General features: G+C 68.2%; 16 protein-coding genes. 8 read left to right on the top strand and 8 right to left on the bottom strand.

Annotation, left to right across the window (positions count from 1 at the left end; genetic code table 11):
• The first annotated feature begins 21 nt into the window (after window positions 1-21).
• Together ACFVSL_RS00215 and ACFVSL_RS00220 are read left to right on the top strand one after the other, a co-directional pair.
• Window positions 22-1,251 carry a lipopolysaccharide biosynthesis protein gene (locus tag ACFVSL_RS00215; RefSeq protein ID WP_386937439.1) on the top strand — a complete coding sequence of 410 codons (1,230 nt, stop codon included), beginning with the start codon at window positions 22-24 and terminating at the stop codon, window positions 1,249-1,251.
• A gap of 50 nt (window positions 1,252-1,301) precedes the next feature.
• Window positions 1,302-3,224 carry a glycosyltransferase gene (locus ACFVSL_RS00220; RefSeq protein ID WP_386937441.1) on the top strand — a complete coding sequence of 641 codons (1,923 nt, stop codon included), beginning with the start codon at window positions 1,302-1,304 and terminating at the stop codon, window positions 3,222-3,224.
• 60 nt (window positions 3,225-3,284) lie between these two features.
• On the opposite strand, the gene glf is transcribed toward ACFVSL_RS00220, so the two are convergent.
• Window positions 3,285-4,433, bottom strand: a complete 1,149-nt coding sequence (gene glf, locus ACFVSL_RS00225) for a UDP-galactopyranose mutase (RefSeq protein ID WP_386937442.1) — start codon at window positions 4,431-4,433, stop codon at window positions 3,285-3,287.
• A 148-nt stretch (window positions 4,434-4,581) separates the two neighbouring features.
• Here glf and ACFVSL_RS00230 point away from each other — a divergent pair, with 148 nt between their 5' ends.
• The gene (locus ACFVSL_RS00230; protein ID WP_386937444.1) at window positions 4,582-5,025 is read left to right on the top strand and encodes a GtrA family protein; all 444 of its coding nucleotides are present in this window, start codon (window positions 4,582-4,584) and stop codon (window positions 5,023-5,025) included.
• Window positions 5,018-5,986: a glycosyltransferase family 2 protein gene (locus tag ACFVSL_RS00235; RefSeq protein WP_386937445.1), complete on the top strand. Its 969-nt coding sequence runs from the start codon at window positions 5,018-5,020 to the stop codon at window positions 5,984-5,986. Before ACFVSL_RS00230 ends, ACFVSL_RS00235 begins: the two co-directional genes overlap by 8 nt.
• A 64-nt stretch (window positions 5,987-6,050) precedes the next feature.
• Here ACFVSL_RS00235 and ACFVSL_RS00240 read toward each other — a convergent pair whose 3' ends face one another.
• Window positions 6,051-7,343: a nucleotide sugar dehydrogenase gene (locus ACFVSL_RS00240; protein ID WP_386937447.1), complete on the bottom strand. Its 1,293-nt coding sequence runs from the start codon at window positions 7,341-7,343 to the stop codon at window positions 6,051-6,053.
• A gap of 47 nt (window positions 7,344-7,390) precedes the next feature.
• Window positions 7,391-7,687, bottom strand: a complete 297-nt coding sequence (locus ACFVSL_RS00245) for a DapH/DapD/GlmU-related protein (protein ID WP_386939289.1) — start codon at window positions 7,685-7,687, stop codon at window positions 7,391-7,393.
• A 40-nt stretch (window positions 7,688-7,727) separates the two neighbouring features.
• On the opposite strand from ACFVSL_RS00245, the gene ACFVSL_RS00250 reads away from it, so the two are divergent.
• From ACFVSL_RS00250 to ACFVSL_RS00260, 3 genes are all read left to right on the top strand, one after another.
• Window positions 7,728-8,906, top strand: a complete 1,179-nt coding sequence (locus ACFVSL_RS00250) for a dTDP-glucose 4,6-dehydratase (protein WP_386937448.1) — start codon at window positions 7,728-7,730, stop codon at window positions 8,904-8,906.
• Entirely contained in the window at window positions 8,903-10,024 is a 1,122-nt protein-coding gene (locus ACFVSL_RS00255) for a DegT/DnrJ/EryC1/StrS family aminotransferase (RefSeq protein ID WP_386937450.1), read from the top strand. Before ACFVSL_RS00250 ends, ACFVSL_RS00255 begins: the two co-directional genes overlap by 4 nt.
• A 253-nt stretch (window positions 10,025-10,277) precedes the next feature.
• Window positions 10,278-11,240, top strand: coding sequence for a glycosyltransferase (locus ACFVSL_RS00260; RefSeq protein WP_386937452.1), 963 nt, complete (start codon window positions 10,278-10,280; stop codon window positions 11,238-11,240).
• Window positions 11,241-11,270: 30 nt separating this feature from the next.
• Here ACFVSL_RS00260 and ACFVSL_RS00265 read toward each other — a convergent pair whose 3' ends face one another.
• The gene (locus tag ACFVSL_RS00265) at window positions 11,271-12,362 is read right to left on the bottom strand and encodes an acyltransferase (RefSeq protein ID WP_386937453.1); all 1,092 of its coding nucleotides are present in this window, start codon (window positions 12,360-12,362) and stop codon (window positions 11,271-11,273) included.
• Window positions 12,363-12,650: 288 nt separating this feature from the next.
• Between ACFVSL_RS00265 and ACFVSL_RS00270 the strand changes: the two genes are divergently transcribed.
• Window positions 12,651-13,841 (top strand): hypothetical protein, encoded by a 1,191-nt coding sequence (locus ACFVSL_RS00270; protein ID WP_386937455.1) that lies wholly within the window; start codon window positions 12,651-12,653, stop codon window positions 13,839-13,841.
• Between the two features lie 18 nt (window positions 13,842-13,859).
• Here ACFVSL_RS00270 and ACFVSL_RS00275 read toward each other — a convergent pair whose 3' ends face one another.
• From ACFVSL_RS00275 to ACFVSL_RS00290, 4 genes are read right to left on the bottom strand one after another with little or no spacing between them, the layout of a single operon-like run.
• A complete protein-coding gene (locus ACFVSL_RS00275; RefSeq protein WP_386937457.1) occupies window positions 13,860-14,948 on the bottom strand; it encodes a glycosyltransferase in 1,089 nt (362 codons plus the stop codon).
• Window positions 14,948-16,066 carry a glycosyltransferase family 1 protein gene (locus tag ACFVSL_RS00280; protein WP_386937458.1) on the bottom strand — a complete coding sequence of 373 codons (1,119 nt, stop codon included), beginning with the start codon at window positions 16,064-16,066 and terminating at the stop codon, window positions 14,948-14,950. Before ACFVSL_RS00280 ends, ACFVSL_RS00275 begins: the two co-directional genes overlap by 1 nt.
• Window positions 16,063-17,172, bottom strand: a complete 1,110-nt coding sequence (locus ACFVSL_RS00285) for a glycosyltransferase (RefSeq protein WP_386937459.1) — start codon at window positions 17,170-17,172, stop codon at window positions 16,063-16,065. Before ACFVSL_RS00285 ends, ACFVSL_RS00280 begins: the two co-directional genes overlap by 4 nt.
• Before the next feature lie 12 nt (window positions 17,173-17,184).
• Window positions 17,185-18,324: a glycosyltransferase family 4 protein gene (locus tag ACFVSL_RS00290; protein WP_386937461.1), complete on the bottom strand. Its 1,140-nt coding sequence runs from the start codon at window positions 18,322-18,324 to the stop codon at window positions 17,185-17,187.

Consider the following 18,324-nt stretch of genomic DNA (forward strand, 5'->3'; position numbering starts at 1 on the left):
CCCGTTGGAGGTCGACGGCGCGTGAAGACCAGGACCGTACTCCGATTCGCCGGCGGCTACGGCCTCTCCGTCGCCATCAGTGGCATCGTGAGCTTGGCGGTGATTCCCGCCATCATTGTGGCCGCGGGAGCCGAGGCCTGGGCGACGATCGCCGTCGCACAGGCGGTCGCGGGGTTCGGCGTGGTGTTCGCAGTGTTCGGTTGGGGGGTGATCGGTCCGACGGAGATCGCGGCACGAGCCCAGGGCGAACGCGGCGCGTACTTCTTCGATTCGCTGCTCAGCCGGGCTTGGCTCTGCGTCGTCGTCGTGCCGATCGCCGTCGTCATCGCGGTCGTGATCATCGGCCACGACGCACTGCTCGCTGCGCTCACGGTCGCGAGCGGCGTGCTGGTCGCGCTCGGCGCGGGCTGGTTCTACGTCGGCGAGGCGAGCCCGATCCGCTTCCTCTTGCTCGACACGGCCCCGCGGACGGCAGGCACCGTGCTCGGCGCCGGTGCGCTCGTCGTGACGGGCGATGCGGTCGCCTTCGCCGCCCTCCAACTGGCCGGTGTCGTCATCGCCGCAGTGCTCTCGTCCTGGGACATCCTCGCCCGCTACCGCGGCTGGCGGCTCACGCTGTCGCCGGTGAGGGCCGTTCGGAATCTCGCGGGCCAGGCGAGTCCAGTCGCCATGTCGGCGACCTCCTCGCTCTACGTGAACGTCCCGATCGTGCTCATCGACCTCTTCCTTCCGCAGGCGACCGCCGTCTACGCGCTCGCCGAGCGGATCGTGCGGCTTGCCCTGTACTCGACCCGCCCGGTCGTGCAGGTCGCGCAAGGTTGGGTGCCGAGCCCTGATCCGCGGACGCAGGCGGATCGAGCGCGACGCGTGACCCTGATCGGAATCGGCCTGGGTGTGCTCGGAGGTCTGGCCTACGGCATCGCAGGTCCGTGGATCGGTGAGGTGCTCTCGGGAGGTGCGCTCAGCATCCCCACCGATCTCGCCGTGCCGATGGCGGTGAACCTTGCCGCGATCCTCGTTTCGCAGCTCACCGGGTTCGCCTGCCTGACTGCCTACGGACTCACGCGAGTGCTCGCCACGAGCACGATCGTCGGCGCCATCGTCGGAACCGCGCTCATGTACCCGCTGATGATCTGGCTCGGCGCACCCGGTGTCGCCTGGGGTCTCGCGATCGCCGAGTCGTGTGTGCTCGCGGTCCAGCTCGCGTCGCTCGCGCCCAGGATTCGCCGAGCAGAGCCAGTAGGCTCGTAGGGGCGTCGGCAGCAGCGGCGCCTTCCCACCGAACCACGGAGCATTTCAGCGTGAGCTTGACCTGGAACGAGATCCAACGCATCGTCTTCCCACAGGACGCGGACCCCGACGTCATCTCGCTGTACCTCGATGCGGACGTGTGGGCGAAGGTCGGTGAGCGCGAGGTACGCGTCAGTGATCGCGGCCACCTCGACGACGTGCTCGGGCGAGGCAGGTTCCGTGTCGGCGCGGGCGACCGCGTCTCGTTCGCGAGCTACTTCAACGCCTTCCCCGCCTCGTACTGGCAGCAGTGGACGAACGTCGATCGTGTCCGGCTCAGTGTGGAGACAAGCGGTTCGGGCACCCTGCTCGTCTACCGTTCGACAGCCCAGGGCATCCCGCAACGCGTCGCCTCCGAACCGTTCAGCGGTACCGTGCGCCACGAGATCGAGCTGCCGGTCGTGACGTTCGGCGACGGCGGCTGGTACTGGTTCGACATCGTCGCTGGGGACCACGAGGTCGTCGTGGCAGACGGGCGCTGGGAGACCGACGCGCCCGAACTGCGCACCGGCGGGGCATCCATCGGCACGACGACCTTCAACAAGCCCGACTACTGCGTGCGCACCCTCGGGGCCCTCGCCTCAGACCCCACCGTGCGCGAGGTCATCGACCGCATCTACATCGTCGACCAGGGCAACCAGCGCGTCGTCGACGAGCCCGACTACGGCGATGTCGCTGCGCTGCTCGGCGACACCCTCGCGATGATCGAGCAGCCGAACCTCGGCGGCTCCGGCGGATTCGCGCGTTCGATGGCGGAGACCCTCGAAGCCGGCGAGAGCGACTTCATCATCCTGCTCGACGACGACGTCACGGTCGAGCCCGAGAGCATCGCTCGTGCGGTGCGCTTCGCGCGGCGCACGACGCGTCCCGTCGTCGTCGGCGGGCACATGTTCGACCTGCTCAACCGGCCGGTCCTGCACGCGTTCGCTGAGACGGTCGACCTCAAGCCCTTCGTCTGGCATGCCCAGCCCCACGACGAGGTCCCGCACGACTTCCGCTTCTCCAACCTGCGCCAGACCCGCTGGATGCACGCCCGGATGGACGCCGACTACAACGGCTGGTGGTTCTGCCTCATCCCGACCGAGGTGGTCCGCGAGATCGGTCTGTCGCTCCCCGCGTTCATCAAGTGGGACGACGCCGAGTACTGCCTCCGCGCGCGCGACGCCGGCTACCCGACCGTGACCCTGCCGGGGATGGCGCTCTGGCATGTGTCCTGGCTCGACAAGGACGACTCGATCGACTGGCAGGCGTACTTCCACGCGCGCAACCGGATCGTCGCCGCGCTCCTGCACTCCCCACACGCCGGCGGAGGCCTCCTGATGCGCGACAGCAAGCGTTGGGACCTCAAGCACCTCCTCTCGATGCAGTACTACCCCGTCACCCTGCGCCACCGGGCGCTCCGCGACATCCTGTCCGGTCCCGACCACATGCAGCGCGGCATGCCGACGATCCTCGGCGAGCTGCGCGCAGCCGCAGCCGATTTCCCCGAGAAGACCGTGCTCAAGAACGACGAGCACCTGCCCCGAACGGTCGAGGGCAAGCTCGTCTACCCGGTGCCGTCGGGAACCGCCGGCCCGAAGGGACCACGCGGCGTCCCCCTCGTCGCGTTCACCGCGAAGATGACGGCGAAGCAGTGGCTGACCAAGCCGGCGCCGCAGAACGTCGCGGAGCCGCAGGTCGAGCTCTCGAAGCGAGACGGCACCTGGTTCCGGCTCCCCTACTTCGACAGCGCACTCGTGTCGACCGCTGACGGCGCCGGCAAGGTGCGCTATACGCGCGACCCCGAGACGTTCCGGCGACTGCTCCGTGAGAGCCGGCGACTGCACGCCGAGCTCAAGCGTCGCTGGCCCGAGCTCTCGGCGCAGTACCGTGCGGCGCTTCCCGAGATCACCTCGCGCGAGGCGTGGGCACCGCACTTCACGACGGAGAAGTAGCCACCGACGAGACGAGAACGGCCCCGAGGCATCCGCCCGGGGCCGTTCTCGTGACGCGGGTCAGCGCGCGAAGCGTTCGACCAGCCTGTTCTGGAACATGCTGAGCGCGGAGCCGATCGCCATGTGCATGTCGAGGTACTGGTAGGTGCCGAGTCGACCGCCGAAGTAGACGTCGGTCTCGCCGTCCTGCAGTTCGCGGTAGGCGAGGAGCGCCGCACGGTCTTCAGCGGTGTTCACCGGGTAGTACGGCTCGTCGCCGTGCTCGGCGAAACGCGAGAACTCGCGCATGATGATCGTCTTGTCGCCGGGGTACTCGCGCTCGGGGTGGAAGTGCCGGAACTCGTGGATGCGGGTGTACGGCACCGAGGCGTCCGCGTAGTTCATCACCGAGGTGCCCTGGTAGTCGCCCACCGGCACGACCTCGCGCTCGAAGTCGAGGGTGCGCCAGCTGAGGTGGCCCGCCGAGGAGTCGAAGTAGCGGTCGAGCGGACCGGTGTAGACCACCGGCACGTTGCCGACGACGGCCGCCTTGTTGAACGGCTGCGACTCGTCGAAGAAGTCGGTCGAGAGCTTGACGTCGATCTTCGGGTGGTCGGCCATCCGCTCGATCCACGCCGTGTAGCCGTCGACCGGCAGGCCCTCGTGGGTGTCGTTGAAGTAGCGGTTGTCGTAGTTGTAGCGCACCGGGAGGCGGCTGATGACCTCGGCGGGCAGCTCGGTCGGGTCGGTCTGCCACTGCTTCGCGGTGTAGTCGCGGATGAACGCCTCGTAGAGCGGGCGGCCGATCAGCGAGATCGCCTTCTCCTCGAGGTTCGCGGCCGTCTTCGTGTCGAACTCGTCGGCCTGCGAGGCGATGAGCGCACGAGCCTCGTCGGGCGAGTAGGCGGCGCCGAAGAACTGGTTGATCGTGCCGAGGTTCACCGGCAGCGGGTACACGACGCCGTCGTGGTTCGTGTACACCTTGTGCACGTAGTTCGTGAACTTCGTGAACCGGTTGACGTACTCCCACACCTTCTCGTTCGAGGTGTGGAAGAGGTGCGCGCCGTACTTGTGCACCTCGATGCCGGTGGTCGGGTCGTTCTCGCTGTAGGCGTTGCCGCCGATGTGGTCGCGCCGGTCGATGACCTGCACGGTGAGGCCGAGCTCGTTCGCGGCACGCTCGGCGATGGTGAGGCCGAAGAAGCCGGAGCCGACGATGAGGAGATCCATGCAGTGCGCTTTCTTGCTCGAGGAACGCCGCAGGCGCGGCTGCGCAGCGTGCCTCGAGGCACCGCTGCGCCCATCCAGTCTATCGACCGAATTCCCACCCGGCATCGGACGGAAAGGCGTCCGGGCGCATTCTGGCAAGATGGAGTAGATGTCCACCAATCCCGACGCCACGCGTCCGCACGCGCTCGCCCGCCTTTGGGGCAACAGCGTCATCCGCTATCTCGCCGTTGGCGGGTTCTGCTTCGTCGTGGACGTCGCACTGCTCTGGCTCGCCCACGAGGCGCTGGGCGTCCCGCTCGCTATCTCCGCCCCCATCGCGTTCCTGGCCTCATTCGCGGTCACGTACACGATGCAGCGCGTGGTCGCATTCGCGTCCGACGCCAAGGTCGTGCCGAGCGTCGGACGCTACACCGTGCTCGTGATCTTCAACACGATCGCCACGACGGTGATCGTGTGGGGTGTCGACGCGCTGGGGGGCGAGTGGCTCGTCGGCAAGGTCCTGGCGGTCGCCGCGACCACCGTGTGGAACTACTTCATATACCGTTACTGGGTGTTCACCCGCACCCGAAAGGACCAGTCCGCCGATGTATAAGGGTGCAGTCGTCGCCGCAGTCGTTCCTGCCTACAAGGAAGAGCGGATGATCTCGAGGGTCATCGACACGATGCCCGAATACGTCGACCACATCGTCATCGTCGATGACTGCAGCCCCGACGGCACCAGTGAGGTCGTCAGGGCGAGCACAGACCCGCGCGTCACGCTCATCCGCCACGAGGTGAATCAGGGGGTGGGCGGCGCGATCATCACGGCGCACCGCCAGGCCATGGCCCTGGGATCGGACGTGAACGTCGTGATGGCGGGTGATGCGCAGATGGACCCCGCGTATCTTCCGGGTCTGCTCGACAGGGTCACGGAGGACGGCTACGGATTCGCCAAGGCCAACCGGTTCTACTCTCCTGAGTCGTTCAAGGGGATGCCTGCGCATCGGGTGTTCGGCAACATCGCCCTGTCCTTCCTGACCAAGATGGCCTCCGGATACTGGAACCTCTTCGATCCGCAGAACGGATACACAGCGATCCGGACGGAGGTGCTCGAGCGCGTTCCGCTCGATCGTGTCGCGACGCGCTACAGCTTCGAGAACGACCTCCTCATCCACCTGAACATCCTGCAGGTGCCTGCCGTCGATGTCCCGATCCCAGCGATCTACGGCGACGAGGTGTCCAGCATCCGTCTCAGCAAGGTGGTCCCGGAGCTGATCGGCCGACTCTGGTCGGGGTTCTGGTCCCGTGTCTGGTATCGCTACGTGCTCTGGTCGTTCTCCCCGATCGCCCTGCTCGGGTTCCTCGGCCTGCTGCTCTTCGTCTTCGGGGTCGGCGTCAGCGTCTGGATGGTCTTCCAGATCGCCGCATCGGTCGTGGCCACCGCCGCGACGGTCATGCTCGCCGCACTGCCGTTGATGATCGGCACGCAGCTGCTCGTCAGCGCGCTGCAGCTGGACATACAGGCGACCCCTTCAACGCCGACCTACCCGCCGTTCGCGAGCACGACCCCGTGACGCATCGTGGGCGCGCCGGCTGGGACCCAGCCGGCGCGCCCACGACGATGGCCGCGGCTGGGCCTCAGCCGGCGCCGACGACCAGGCGGGGAGTTCCCGCCCAGGCCGCGGCATCCGTTGCATTGCGTCCGTCGACGAGCAGGCGGACTCCGGGGAGCTGACCCGGCGCGAGCACGCGGTAGACGGCGTGGTCCGTCTGGATGATGGCGAGATCGACGTCGGCGCCCAGCGTGTGCGGTGCGAAACCCATCGCAACGAGCTCATCGTCCGAATAGAGCGGGTCGTGCACCGTCACGACCGCGCCGCGGGCCCGGAGCGCCTCCACGGTCGGGAACACCCCGGAGAACGCGGTCTCCTTCACACCGCCGCGGTACGCGGCGCCGAGCACGACCGTGCGGAGACCCTCGAGCGAGCCGAGCACGCTCTCCGCCTTCGCGACCATCCGCTCGGGCATCGACGCGTTCAGCACCCGCGCGGTGCGAACGATGTCCGCGTCGGGGTCGGTCGCGAGATACAGTCGCGGATAGACCGGGATGCAGTGCCCGCCGACGGCGATCCCCGGGCGGTGGATGTGGCTGTAGGGCTGCGAGTTGCACGCCTCGATCACGCGGTAGACATCGATGCCGTTCGCTGCCGCGAAGAGCGCGAACTGGTTCGCCAGTCCGATGTTGACGTCGCGGTAGGTCGTCTCGGCGAGCTTCGCCATCTCGGATGCCTCGGCGCTGCCCAGATCCCACACGCCGTTCGGCTGAGGCAGATCATCGCGCTCGTCGAACTGGAGGACCGCCTCGTAGAACTCCCGAGCCCGTCGGGTGCCCTCGTCCGACAGGCTTCCGATGAGCTTGGGGTACTTGCGCAGGTCGGCGAAGACGCGCCCCGTGAGCACGCGCTCGGGCGAGAAGACGACGTGGAAGTCCTCCCCCTCGACCAGCCCGGAGATCTCCTCGATCATCGGCTTCCAGCGCCCTCGGGTGGTGCCGACCGGCAGAGTCGTCTCGTATGACACGAGCGTGCCCGGGGTGAGGTGCTCCGCGAGCGAGCGCGTCGCGGCGTCCATCCATCCGAAGTCGGGCTCCCACGTCGTGTCGTCGACGAAGAGGGGGACGACGATCACGACCGCGTCCGCCTGGGGGATGGCTTCGGAGTAGTCGGTCGTGGCCCGCAGCCGGCCGGCGGGGACGAGCGCGGAGAGCTTCTCCTGCAGCTCCGCCTCCCCCGGGAACGGCTCGATCCCGGCGTTGATCGAAGCGACCGCATCGGCGTTGACGTCGACCCCGATCACCTCGTGACCTGAGTCGGCGAACTGGACGGCGAGGGGAAGCCCGATCTTTCCGAGGGCCACGACGGCGATACGCATGAATTCCATCATATTCGGATGACGGGACGATGCTGGCGCCCCCTCGATCACGAATCGGCGGAAGGATTTCGAGATGCGTCGAACTTCAGGGCGGCATCGGGGATGACGCGGGCCGGCACCCCGACGAGCAGGCTGCCCGCGGGTGCGCGGGTTCCCTCCTTCACGATCGCGCCGGCGGCGACGATCGAGCCGTCCCCGATCTCGCACCCCATCAGGATGACGGCGTTCGCCCCGATGTGGACGCGGCTGCCGATCGTCGTCGCCCGTCGCTCGATGGGCAGGGCGCGACCAGAGACGCAGCGGGCGACGGTCGAGTGCGTGTAGATGTGGACACCCGACGACACGTCGCAGCCGTCGCCGATCGTGAGCCCGCCGCTGCCGTCGATGACGCAGAACGCCCCGATCCAGCAACCCTCGCCGATCTCCGGGTCGCCGATGAGCCAGGCATGCGGGTTGTACGGGTTCGCGGGAATACCCGATGCCTCGGACGCTGCCATACCGATCCCCGATTCTGATGTGCGCACACTGGCGGATGGTAGCCTTGCCTCTGGTCCGCTGGCCGCGATCGCCAGGCAATCCTATCGAAAGTTCACCTCGTTGACGCTTGCAAACCGTTCCATCCTGGTCACCGGCGGCGCCGGGTTCATCGGAAGCCACCTCGTCGATCGGCTCATCTCGGAAGACCCTGCGAAGCTCGTCGTCGTCGACAACTTCTTCCTCGGGAATGAGGGGAATCTCGCCCCCGCACTCGCCCGACGCGACGACCTCGAGATCATCCGGCTCGATGCATCGGACCTCGCCGCAATGCAGGACGTCGTGACGACCCACGGGATCGACACGGTGTTCGATCTCGCCGTCGTGCCGCTGCCGACCTCGCTCACCTTCCCGCACTGGACGATGCAGACGAACATCGGCATCACCACGACGTTCTGCGAGATCACGCGACGAGGGCTCGTCGAGCGATACGTGCACTTCTCGAGCTCCGAGGCCTACGGCTCCGGACGATACGTGCCGATGGACGAGGAGCACCCGCATGATGCACTGACCCCGTACGCGGCGAGCAAGTCGGCCGAGGACCACATCATCCGCTCGTACGTCAGCACGTTCGGGATCGACGCGACGATCATCCGCCCGTTCAACAACTACGGGCCTCGCCAAAACCCGGGTTCGTACGCCGGAATCATCCCGATCATCGTCCGCTGCGTTCGCACGGGACAACCGATCACGATCTTCGGCGACGGGGAGCAGACCCGCGACTTCACCTTCGTCCGTGACACCGCCGAGCTCACGATCGATATCTTCAACAACCCCGAGTGCCGCGGACTGGAGCTCAACGTCGCGACCGGCGTCGGCACGTCGATCAACGACCTCGTCGCCCAGATCCTCACCATCATGGGTCGACCTGATCACCCGGTGGTGCACGTGGAGGAGCGGCCGGGCGATGTCCGCCGCCACCTCGCCGACGTCAGCCGACTGGTCTCCTACGTCGGCCATCACCCGCCGGTGCTGAGCGACGAGGCGCTGCGGGAAACCGTCGAGTGGTACGAAGAGATCCTCGCGTGAGGCTCAACGTTCCGCTTCTCGGCGAGGCCGAGCTCGAGGCGGTCGGCTCTGTGCTCGCGACGGGGTTTCTCACCCAGGGGCCGAGGGCGCAGGAGTTCGAGTCGCTCGTGGCTCAGCTGGTCGCCACCGACCACGCCTACGCGACGAGCTCGGCGACCACGGGCATCCATCTCGCGCTGCACGCCTGCGGGGTCGAACCGGGCGACGAAGTCGTCGTACCCGACTATTCCTTCCCCGCGACCGCCAACGCCGTCATCCAGCAGGGCGCGGTACCGGTGTTCGTAGACATCGATCCGGCCACCTTCAACATGGATCCGACGAAGCTCGAGGCGGCGATCACCGACCGCACCGCCGCCATCATGCCGGTCCACGCGTTCGGTCTTCCCGCGGACATGAACGAGATCAACGCAGTCGCCGCGGCCCGCGGCCTCCCCGTGATCGAGGACGCCGCGTGCGCCCTCGCCGCGACCTACCGAGGCGCCGCGGCAGGGGCCCTCGGTACTGCGGGCGTCTTCTCGTTCCACCCGCGGAAGATCATCACGACGGGCGAGGGCGGGATGATCACCACCTCGGACGCGGGAGTGGCCGAGCGCATCGCCGTCCTGCGGACCCACGGTGCGGTCCGCGGGGACACGTACATGTCGTTCGTGGACGCCGGCTACAACTATCGCCTGAGCGACATCAACGCCGCCATCGGGATCGCGCAGATGGAACGGCTGGATCACATCCTCGAGCGACGACGCAGCCTCGCCGCCGCGTACGACGATCGCCTCGCCGAGGTCGACGGCGTGACGTCGCCGATCGTTCCCGGAGACCGGACGCACACCTTCCAGTCGTACGTCCTGATGCTGGACGAGGTGTTCGATCGCGATGCCGTGATCCAGGCGCTCAAGGCCCGCGACGTCGAGACGACGCTCGGCACGTACTCCATGCACCTGCAGCCGTACTTCCGCGATCGCTTCGCGATCGCAGATGAAGCGCTCCCCGAGAGCACGCGGGCGCACCGACAGGCCCTCACGGTGCCGCTCTATCCGCAGATGACGGAGTCGGATGTGGACTCCGTGGTCGATGCGCTTCGCATCACGCTCGCGGACTCGCGTTCGGTACGCGCAGACTAGGGCGACGTACGTGCTCCGATACCTCCATCAGGCGCGCGCAGGCCTCCCCCGGTTCGCACAGAAGGCGGCGCTGCACGCGAGCTACGCGTGGCACCGGCGCAGCGGCGTGGGCAACGCACAGGTCTCGTGGGTGGTCGGGCCGCAGGAGGTGGCGACCATGGTGCGCCAACTTGCCGACCAGATCCCCGACTCGCACACCGTGAACCTCGTCCGGCATCCCTTCTACTCGTTCGCGTACGACACCGAGGTCGACATGGGCGTCGGCGGCATCCGGGGCAGGCTTCGGCGCCTGTACGCAGGCCCGTGGATCCTGGGCCGTCTGGCACGGCGCGCGCGCGGATTCGTTTACGTGAGTCGGACGGGTTTCCTCTCGAGGCTCGACGACTCCCGAGACTACGAGTTCGGCTTCCTCAAGCGGAGGGGCCTGCGCATCGTCTGCGTCTTCACCGGCACCGACATCCGGTCGCCGAAGCTCATGAAGGAACTCGAGACCACGCTCGGCCGGCCCAACGTGTCGACCTATCAGGGATTCGCCGATCGTGCCACGGTCTCGGCGGACTTCGACGAGAAGACCCGCCGCGCAGCGCGGGCCGCCGATCGCCATGCGGATCTGATCTACAGCATGCGCAACGATCAGCGGTCGTATCTCACGCGGCCCACGCTGCCGTTCCTCTACTTCTATCCCGACGACGGCGTCCAGGACACGAGCGCGAAGTTCTCCTCTCCGGTCCGCCTCCGCGTGCTCCACGCGCCCTCGTCGCCCATCATCAAGGGGACCCAGGTCGTTCGCGCCGCTGTGCAGGCCCTTCGCGACGAGGGCCGCGAGTTCGACTACGAGGAGCTCATCGACGTGCCTCACGAACGTGTGGTCGCTGCGCTTCGCGACGCGCACATCGTGCTGAACCAGTTCTACGCATTCGTGCCGGGGGTCTTCGGGGTCGAGGCCCTCGCGGCCGGCTGCGCGGTGCTCCAGAGCGCCGATCCGTCCGCCGAACCCGACCTGCCCGGGTGGGACGAACCGGCCTGGTTCGTGACCCAGGCGCATGAGGTGACAGCGCATCTGCGCACCCTCCTCGACGACCCGGCGCTCGCCGCGAGGTATGCACGCCTCGGTCAGCAGTGGGTGCGCGACCACGCACTCGCCTCGGAATCGGGGCGCGTCCTCCGGGAGCAGCTCGGCCGGGTCCTCGCCGACAATCCGCACGTCACGCGCTGAGTCCGGTTTCCACGGTCGCCCGTACGAAGGTCAGAACAGCCGTCTCAGGTAGGGCACCCGTCGAGCGGTCAGGCTGATCGCGAACGAGATCGCAACCACCACCGCCCAGATGACGACGGTGACGATCAAGGAACTGGTCACGGCGCCACCGAGCGCGACAGCGGCCATCCGAACCAGGATCAGAACCACGAAGTGCACGAGGAAGACGCCGAACGCGGCGTCCGACAGCGTGGCGAGCACACGGCGTGCCCGGGGCGGGAGGGCGACGGCCGCGAAGATGCCCTGGAACGACAGGAAGACACCGCACGCCGCGAGCGCGGTCGCCAACCCGAGATAGCCGAGGGGAAGCACCGCGTTCAGGGTCGGATGGTCGGCGCGCGTCCCGGACTGCCAGACGATCTCCGCGAGAAGTCCGACGGTGGCGATCACGACGACCGCAAGGGTGGTCCCCCTCGGAACGAACACGCGCAACGCCCACCCCGCGAGGAAGTAGCCCACGTAGGGGAGCCACTGCGTGAGCGCGTTGAGCACGATCGACTGCGGCTGGCCGATCGCGGTGAACACGGAGGCGAGCGTGTAGGTCAGGATCGTGGCGGCCAGCGCCGATGCGGCGAAGATCCGGGCTCGCCCCTCTCCCCCGCCACGGAGGAAGGCGGCGAGCACCGGCGCCACCGCATAGAGGCCGACGATGAGGAAGAGGAAGTAGAGGTGGGTGTACGGGGTTCCTGCGGCCAACAGCCCGACCACGCCCAGCGGGGTGAGTTCCGCGCCGCTGATGAGCATTCTCACGACGAAGATGTAGAACAGCGGCCAGAACACGAAGGCCGGCCCCAGTCGGAGCAGGCGCCGACGATAGAACGACGCGGGTCCGTTCCGATGCGTGCCCTCCCCCAGGAGGAGCGCTCCGCTGACCATCACAAACACGGGGACGACCCAGATGTTCCCCGCATTGACCGCGAGGGCGAACCACCACGACAGCGATCCGGAGATCTCCGGGTTCGAGACCATGATCCCGGTCACGTGGATGGCGACGACCCCCAGCACCGCGGCGACGCGCAGTCCGTCGAGAGCGACTACCCGTTCGACGGCGCGGTGGAGGGGAGGTGCATCGGCGTGGGTCATCAGTGGTCCTCGGATAGCGTGGCTGGCCCTGCGTTCTCGAGGAGGTGCGGCGAGAGAGCGTGGGGCTTGGTCGGGTGCCGTGATGCCGAGATCGTCGGCGAGCTCGGCCGGGAGCATCGGAGAGCGACCGCCGCCCTCGCGGCGGGCGCGTGCCCCTCAGGAACGGAGAACCCCGTCCCGCCGCTTGATGATCTTCACCGCCGTCAATCCTACCCAGAGCAACCCGTCGCCCTGCTCGGGAGTCGCCGATGCGGGCCGGGCGACGTGGACGTGTTAGCGTGAGTCGCCATGACCGGATCAGCAATCGTCGCGTACGTCCGCGCCCGGTCGGGCGCAATCCTCACTTGGGCGATCGTTGCCGCAACGTTCCTCATCACCTACGTCACGTTCATCCGCTGGTATCGGTTCTTCTTCCCCGACTCGCGCTACTACCTCGCGATGGCGTACCTCTTCGGCGGAGCCGATCCCGAGACTGCCCGCGATCTCACCGTCGACTTCGCCGACCCGCGGGGAATCCCGGTCCCGCCGGTCGACGACCTGTTCGGCTGGGGCCTTGTCCAGCCCCGTGTCGTGTATCCGGTCCTGAGTGTGCCGTTCGTGAAGCTGTTCGGCGCGCACGGGCTCGCGGTGGTCCCGCTGCTGGCTGCGGTCGCACTGACGATCCTGCTCACCCTCATCCTCATGCGCCGTTACGGCAACGTCGTGGCGGTCGCCACGATGCTGCTGGTGAATGGCAGCCTGTTCCTGATGTCGTTCCACACCGGAATGCTCACCGAATCGCTGTCGGGGCTCTTCGCCGTGCTCGCACTCATCGCCGCCTGGCGTTGGCTCGAACGGCCGACCCCGTGGCTCCTCGTGGCCATGGGCGCGGCGACGGCGGCCTCCGCCTTCACTCGCCAGGCGACGCTGATCATGGCCGGCGCCTTCGTCATGGCGTGGCTGCTCGGATCGCTCGTCGGGCGCCGGAACAGCCCGTGGATGTGGCCCGCGATCGTCGTCGGCGGGACCGCCGTCGGCTGTCAGGTGCTGCAGAGCCTGATCTTCCCGTCGTTCTCGCAACTGGACCAGTTCCTCAAACAGGCCGGCGCCGAAACGCTCGGTGAAGCGATACTGCGCGTCCCCGCAATGCTGCTGCACATCCTCGCGTCCGATGCGGCCGCCATGATGCGGGCAGACCGCACGCTCCTGTTCCTCATCGGTCTCGCGGTCGCCTCGATGATCCTGTTCTGGAGACGTACCGAGTCGCACCTTCTGCTCGGGGCGATCCTCGGGATCGCGCTCTACAACGTCACCAATGGGACGCCGACGCAGTTCCGCTACGCGACACCGGGTCTGGTCTTCTACGTGCTCGCCGCGGCGGTGATCATCGCGCACACCGCCGACCGGGTGACGAAGGCCATCACGGACCGCCGCAATCGGTCGATGGCCGAAGGCACGACTGACCCGTCGGCGGGATCCGCGGCGGAGCCGGCAGGCTGACGACCCGCCTGACCCGAACTATTCGCGGTCGGGCAGACCCGGCTGGAAGTGGCGTGCGGCGAACGAGGCCGCGAGGAACCGCAACGGAGCGTCCCTCGCCAGGGTGCGCCGATACGGCCGTGTGGTCAGCGGCCGCACCCCGAGGTAGCGACGGCGCTCCGTCACGAGACGGTCGATGACGCCTCGTTCGGGCGCTGCGCTCATCAGTTCGCCGACGAGGTCGGAGTCGACGCGGGAGAGCACAACTGAAACGCGAGGCGCGAGCTGGAGCAGGATCGGCAGCGCCTCGCGCACCGCCTCGACCGTCTCATCGGCCCAGTAGCCGCCGGACCTACCTGCGGCCCCGAACAGCTGGACGCGGATGAGCTTGGCCACGATGGAGGTCTTCTCCGCCTCGGAGAGGCGACCCCAGAAACCCTCCAGCGTGAGCGGGCCGACGAAGGCGAGCTCTGCCCGCATCGGACGCGGCGCCGCCGTCACCCGGTCTCCGGCCCCTTCCCCGACGATGTACGGGAATCCGCGGTCCGCCATGGCGATCCGCCCGGATTCGAACCACAGCCTCAGGCTCGGCGCGATGTCCTCACCCGTCTCCAGACCTGCCACGGGCACCGCCAGCGGAGCGAGCCCGCTCGCGAGCAGTCCCATCGTGCTGGTCCGGTACGCGAGACGGTCCTTGGCCGGCTCGAGCATCGTGCGCAGCATCCTTCTGGGAGGTGTCGGGAAGTCCACGCCGGACGGTTCTTGGACCATTCGCGGCATCACCACGTCGGCGCGATGCCGGTGCGCGGTCGCCAGCCACGAATCGAGGGCTCCCCGAGCGAGGTGATCGTCCGAGTCGATCTTGGTGAACCACGGCGCCGAGACGTCGGCGAGTGCGAAGGCGAGCGGACCGGCGGGCGAGTGCACACCGTCATCGAACGCCGTCACCTCCACGCGCGGGTCATCCGCGTGCTCGTGCAACGCAGCGCGAATGCCTGCAGGATCGGTGTTGTGGGCGATCACCCGTAGACGAACGTCGCATTCGGACCCCTGAAGCACCGATGCCGCCAGGCGCCGGATCGGTCGCGTCGGCGTGTGCACCGGGACGATGACCTCGATCTCAGGCATCACGCGCGCTCTCCGGCGATCGCCTCGACGGCCGAGCGCCAGACCGGCACCTGGTGCTCGGCCGACAGCTCACGCGCCGCCTCGTGCGCCGCCGACTTCCACTGCCGTACCCGCTCGGCGGTGAGCCCGTCGAGTTCTGCCGCCAGGGCGTCGGCGGTGAAGTCGGCCGCAGCGGTGCCGAACCCGCGCGGGCCCATGACGCGCATCATCTCGGGCGACGGCCCGATGATCAGGCCCAGTCGGGCCTGCACATATTCGAAGAACTTGTTCGGCAACGCGTAGGCGTTGTTGAAATTCGTCGGGGCGAGCATGTGCAGGCCGACGTCGTAGGCGTTGAGCGTCGTGACCAGTGTGTCGAACGGCACCGGGTCGATCACGCGCACCCCGGGTGTCGCAGCCGCACGCGCGACGAGCTCTTCGCGATAGGCCGGGTCGTTCGGCGTCAGGTACAGGTCGAGCGTCACATCGGTCCGCGACGCGACGGCGTCGACGAGGACTTCGAGCCGACGGTTCCGCAGCGCCGCGCCAGCGTGCACGAGGCGGATCGGGGCTCCGACCGGGCTCGGGTCGAGGTCGGCGAACGGAGGGGCGTTCATGACCACCGAGGCGTCGAGTCCGAACTCGTCGCGATAGCGGTCCGCGATGGTCGCGCAGACGGTGGTCGTGGATGCCGCCCGTGCGACGTACTTCCGCAGCTGCCAGCGCAGGAAGGGCGCCACGAACAGCCTGAACCGGAGCATCTCGGAGTTCTGCTCCGGGGCGAACTCGTGCAGGTCCGAATGGAACCCGAGCGACGGTTCGAGCCTCACGGCGATGCCGGCAGCGTCGACGTCGTTGGCGATGATGACCTCCGCGCCACCGGGTCGCACATTGTCGAGGACCCAGGACACCGCGGGATTGTGCTCGAACGCCCATCGGTACGCGCGCGCCATCACCGCCGGCCGCGGATAGCGCCATGCCACCCGATCGTCGGGGATCCGGTGGTGCGCGGACACGCCCGGCGGCTTCGGCCCATAGCCCACGGTCGTCACCTCGAACTCGCCGGCGAAGAGGTCGATCTGCTTCCGCACCCGTGGATCGGAGACGAGGGTCGAGAACGAGATGATCAGGAGATTCATGCGGAGTGGCCTTCGGGGTTGCCTGCGAGGTGGTACGCGCGGAGGTACTCTGCGCGACGGAATTCCGGTGCGAAGCGCTGCTGGGCCCGGCGTGCGATCTCGGTGGGAGTGGCCGGCGTCCGACTGCCCACCACCGCGATGACCGCGTCCGTGTAGAGCCCCGGATCCTGCGCGGCGACGAGCACGCCGTCCGCCGGGCCCACGAACTCCCCCTGGCCGCCGCGCGAGCCGACCACGACGGAGAGGCCGTGGGTCAACGCCTCCGCGATCGAGACGCCGAACGTCTCGCCCTCGGTGGGGAGGAGGAAGACGTCGGCGCCGAGCAGGCCGTGCGAGACCTCCTCCGGCGCCAGGCTGCCCTCGAGCTCGATGCGGTCCGCCACTCCGAGCTGCGCGGCCGTGCTCATGACTTCGTCGCGCAGCGGACCCTCGCCGATCCAGCGGAGGGTCGCCGGGTACCCACGGGCACGGAGTCCGGCGAGCGCCCGAACAGCCATGATGGGGCCCTTCCGCTGGATGATCCCCCCGACGGCGATCAGTCGGATGTGATCGGCCTGCTCCCGTTCCAGGGCGGCGCCGCTCGGTGGGAGCATGACATGGTTCGGGATCACCATCGTCGGGCCGGCACGGTGGCGCCGGACGGCACTCGCGAGCGCCTCGCTCACCGTCACGACGACGTCGGGCCGCTTCAGTCGGCGCGCCAGGAGCGAGCCCATCGCTCTGACACCGATGGGCGCGGTCTCGGGCGCGAGGAAGCCCGACCAATGCTCGGTGTGCACCCAGGGCACCTTCAGCGCCGTGCCGCCCAGCGGGAGCAGCGACGAGATCGCCATGCTGTGCAGCAGGTCGTGCTCAAGGGCCAGTTCCGCGATGTACCGCCGCGCACGCCGGATGGATCGCGGGGATCGAACCGCCATCGGAACGCGATGCACGGCGATCCGACCGAGCTGGTCGACGCGGGCCTGGGCGAGCTGGGTTGGCGGGACCAGATGAACGACCGTCACCTCATGATCGAGGGCGAGCAACTCGACATCGCGAAGATTGAAGATCCCGGACCCCGGAGCCCACGGGCCGGGAAACCACGTCGTCACTACGAGCACGCGCACTCAAGCACGCTATCAGTCTGCCATGAGGTTCCCGCGCGCGGCGGTGACCTCGTTGTAGTGGGACAACAGTTCCTCGGCCGCACCCTGCGCGCTTCGCCGCGATCGCACGAAATCGACCCCAGCGGACCTATGGTGGCCGTACTCGAGGTCGGCCATGGTGATCCAGCGATGCAGGGCGAGTGCGAGGGCGTCGACGTCGTCCTGTGGCACGAGCGTTCCGGTGGCGGAGTCCTCGACCATCTCGGTCAGCCCCCCGGATGCATACGCGACGACCGGCGTGCCGCACGCCTGCGCCTCGAGCGACACCAGCCCGGCCGCCTCCGACCACTCGGCCGAACTCCGCGACGGCATGACCAGCACCCGCGCCGCTCGATACTGCTCCCGGAGTGCGGCACGAGACAGCGGACCCAAGACTTCGATGTGGGGATGCTCTCGGGCGGCGGACCTGACCTCCGCCTCGAGCGGCCCGCCACCCGCCAGCCGGAGGCGATGGGGCGTCGTCGCGTGCAGGCTGATGGACGCCCGCAGTGCATCGCGGACCCCCTTGTGCTCGACCAGACCGCCCGCGTAGAGCACGACGGGCTCGTCGACGTCGCCTTCCGCTCCGGGCGTCCCGGGGGTGAAGAACGAGGTGTCGATGCCCTGGTACATGACGCGCAGCCGTCGTGAGTCGATACCGTCCGCGATTGCACGATCGGCGAGCCAACGGCTGACCGCGAGGAACCGGGTCGTGCCAGCCGTCGTCGCACGCAGGTTCGCACGCGTGATGGCACCCCAGACGCCGGCGCTCTGGCGCTTCAGCGCGAACACGTCATATCCGTGGAGCGTGGTCACCAGCGGGACGCCCAGTCGCCTCGCCGCGGATGAGGCCGGCAGACTCCACGTCGCGAAATGCTGATGCACCACGGCTGGCTCGAAGCGCCGGATGTCCCGAGTCACGCGGCCGCGGACCGCCTGCACGCGAAGGGTGTCGATCCGAGATCCCGGGCGCAGCATCATGGCCGAGTGGATCGGAATGCCGACCTCCTCGGTCACGCGCGCCGACGGCGAGAACAAGGCGAACTCATGCCGGTCGCGGAGAAGCATCGCGTGCTGCACGACGAAGTACGTCGGCGGGATGGCGACGGGACCGCAGGTGAGCGCGATTTTCAC

Origin of the sequence: Agromyces sp. NPDC058064 (genome assembly GCF_042885275.1) — a bacterium.
Classification (GTDB): domain Bacteria; phylum Actinomycetota; class Actinomycetes; order Actinomycetales; family Microbacteriaceae; genus Agromyces.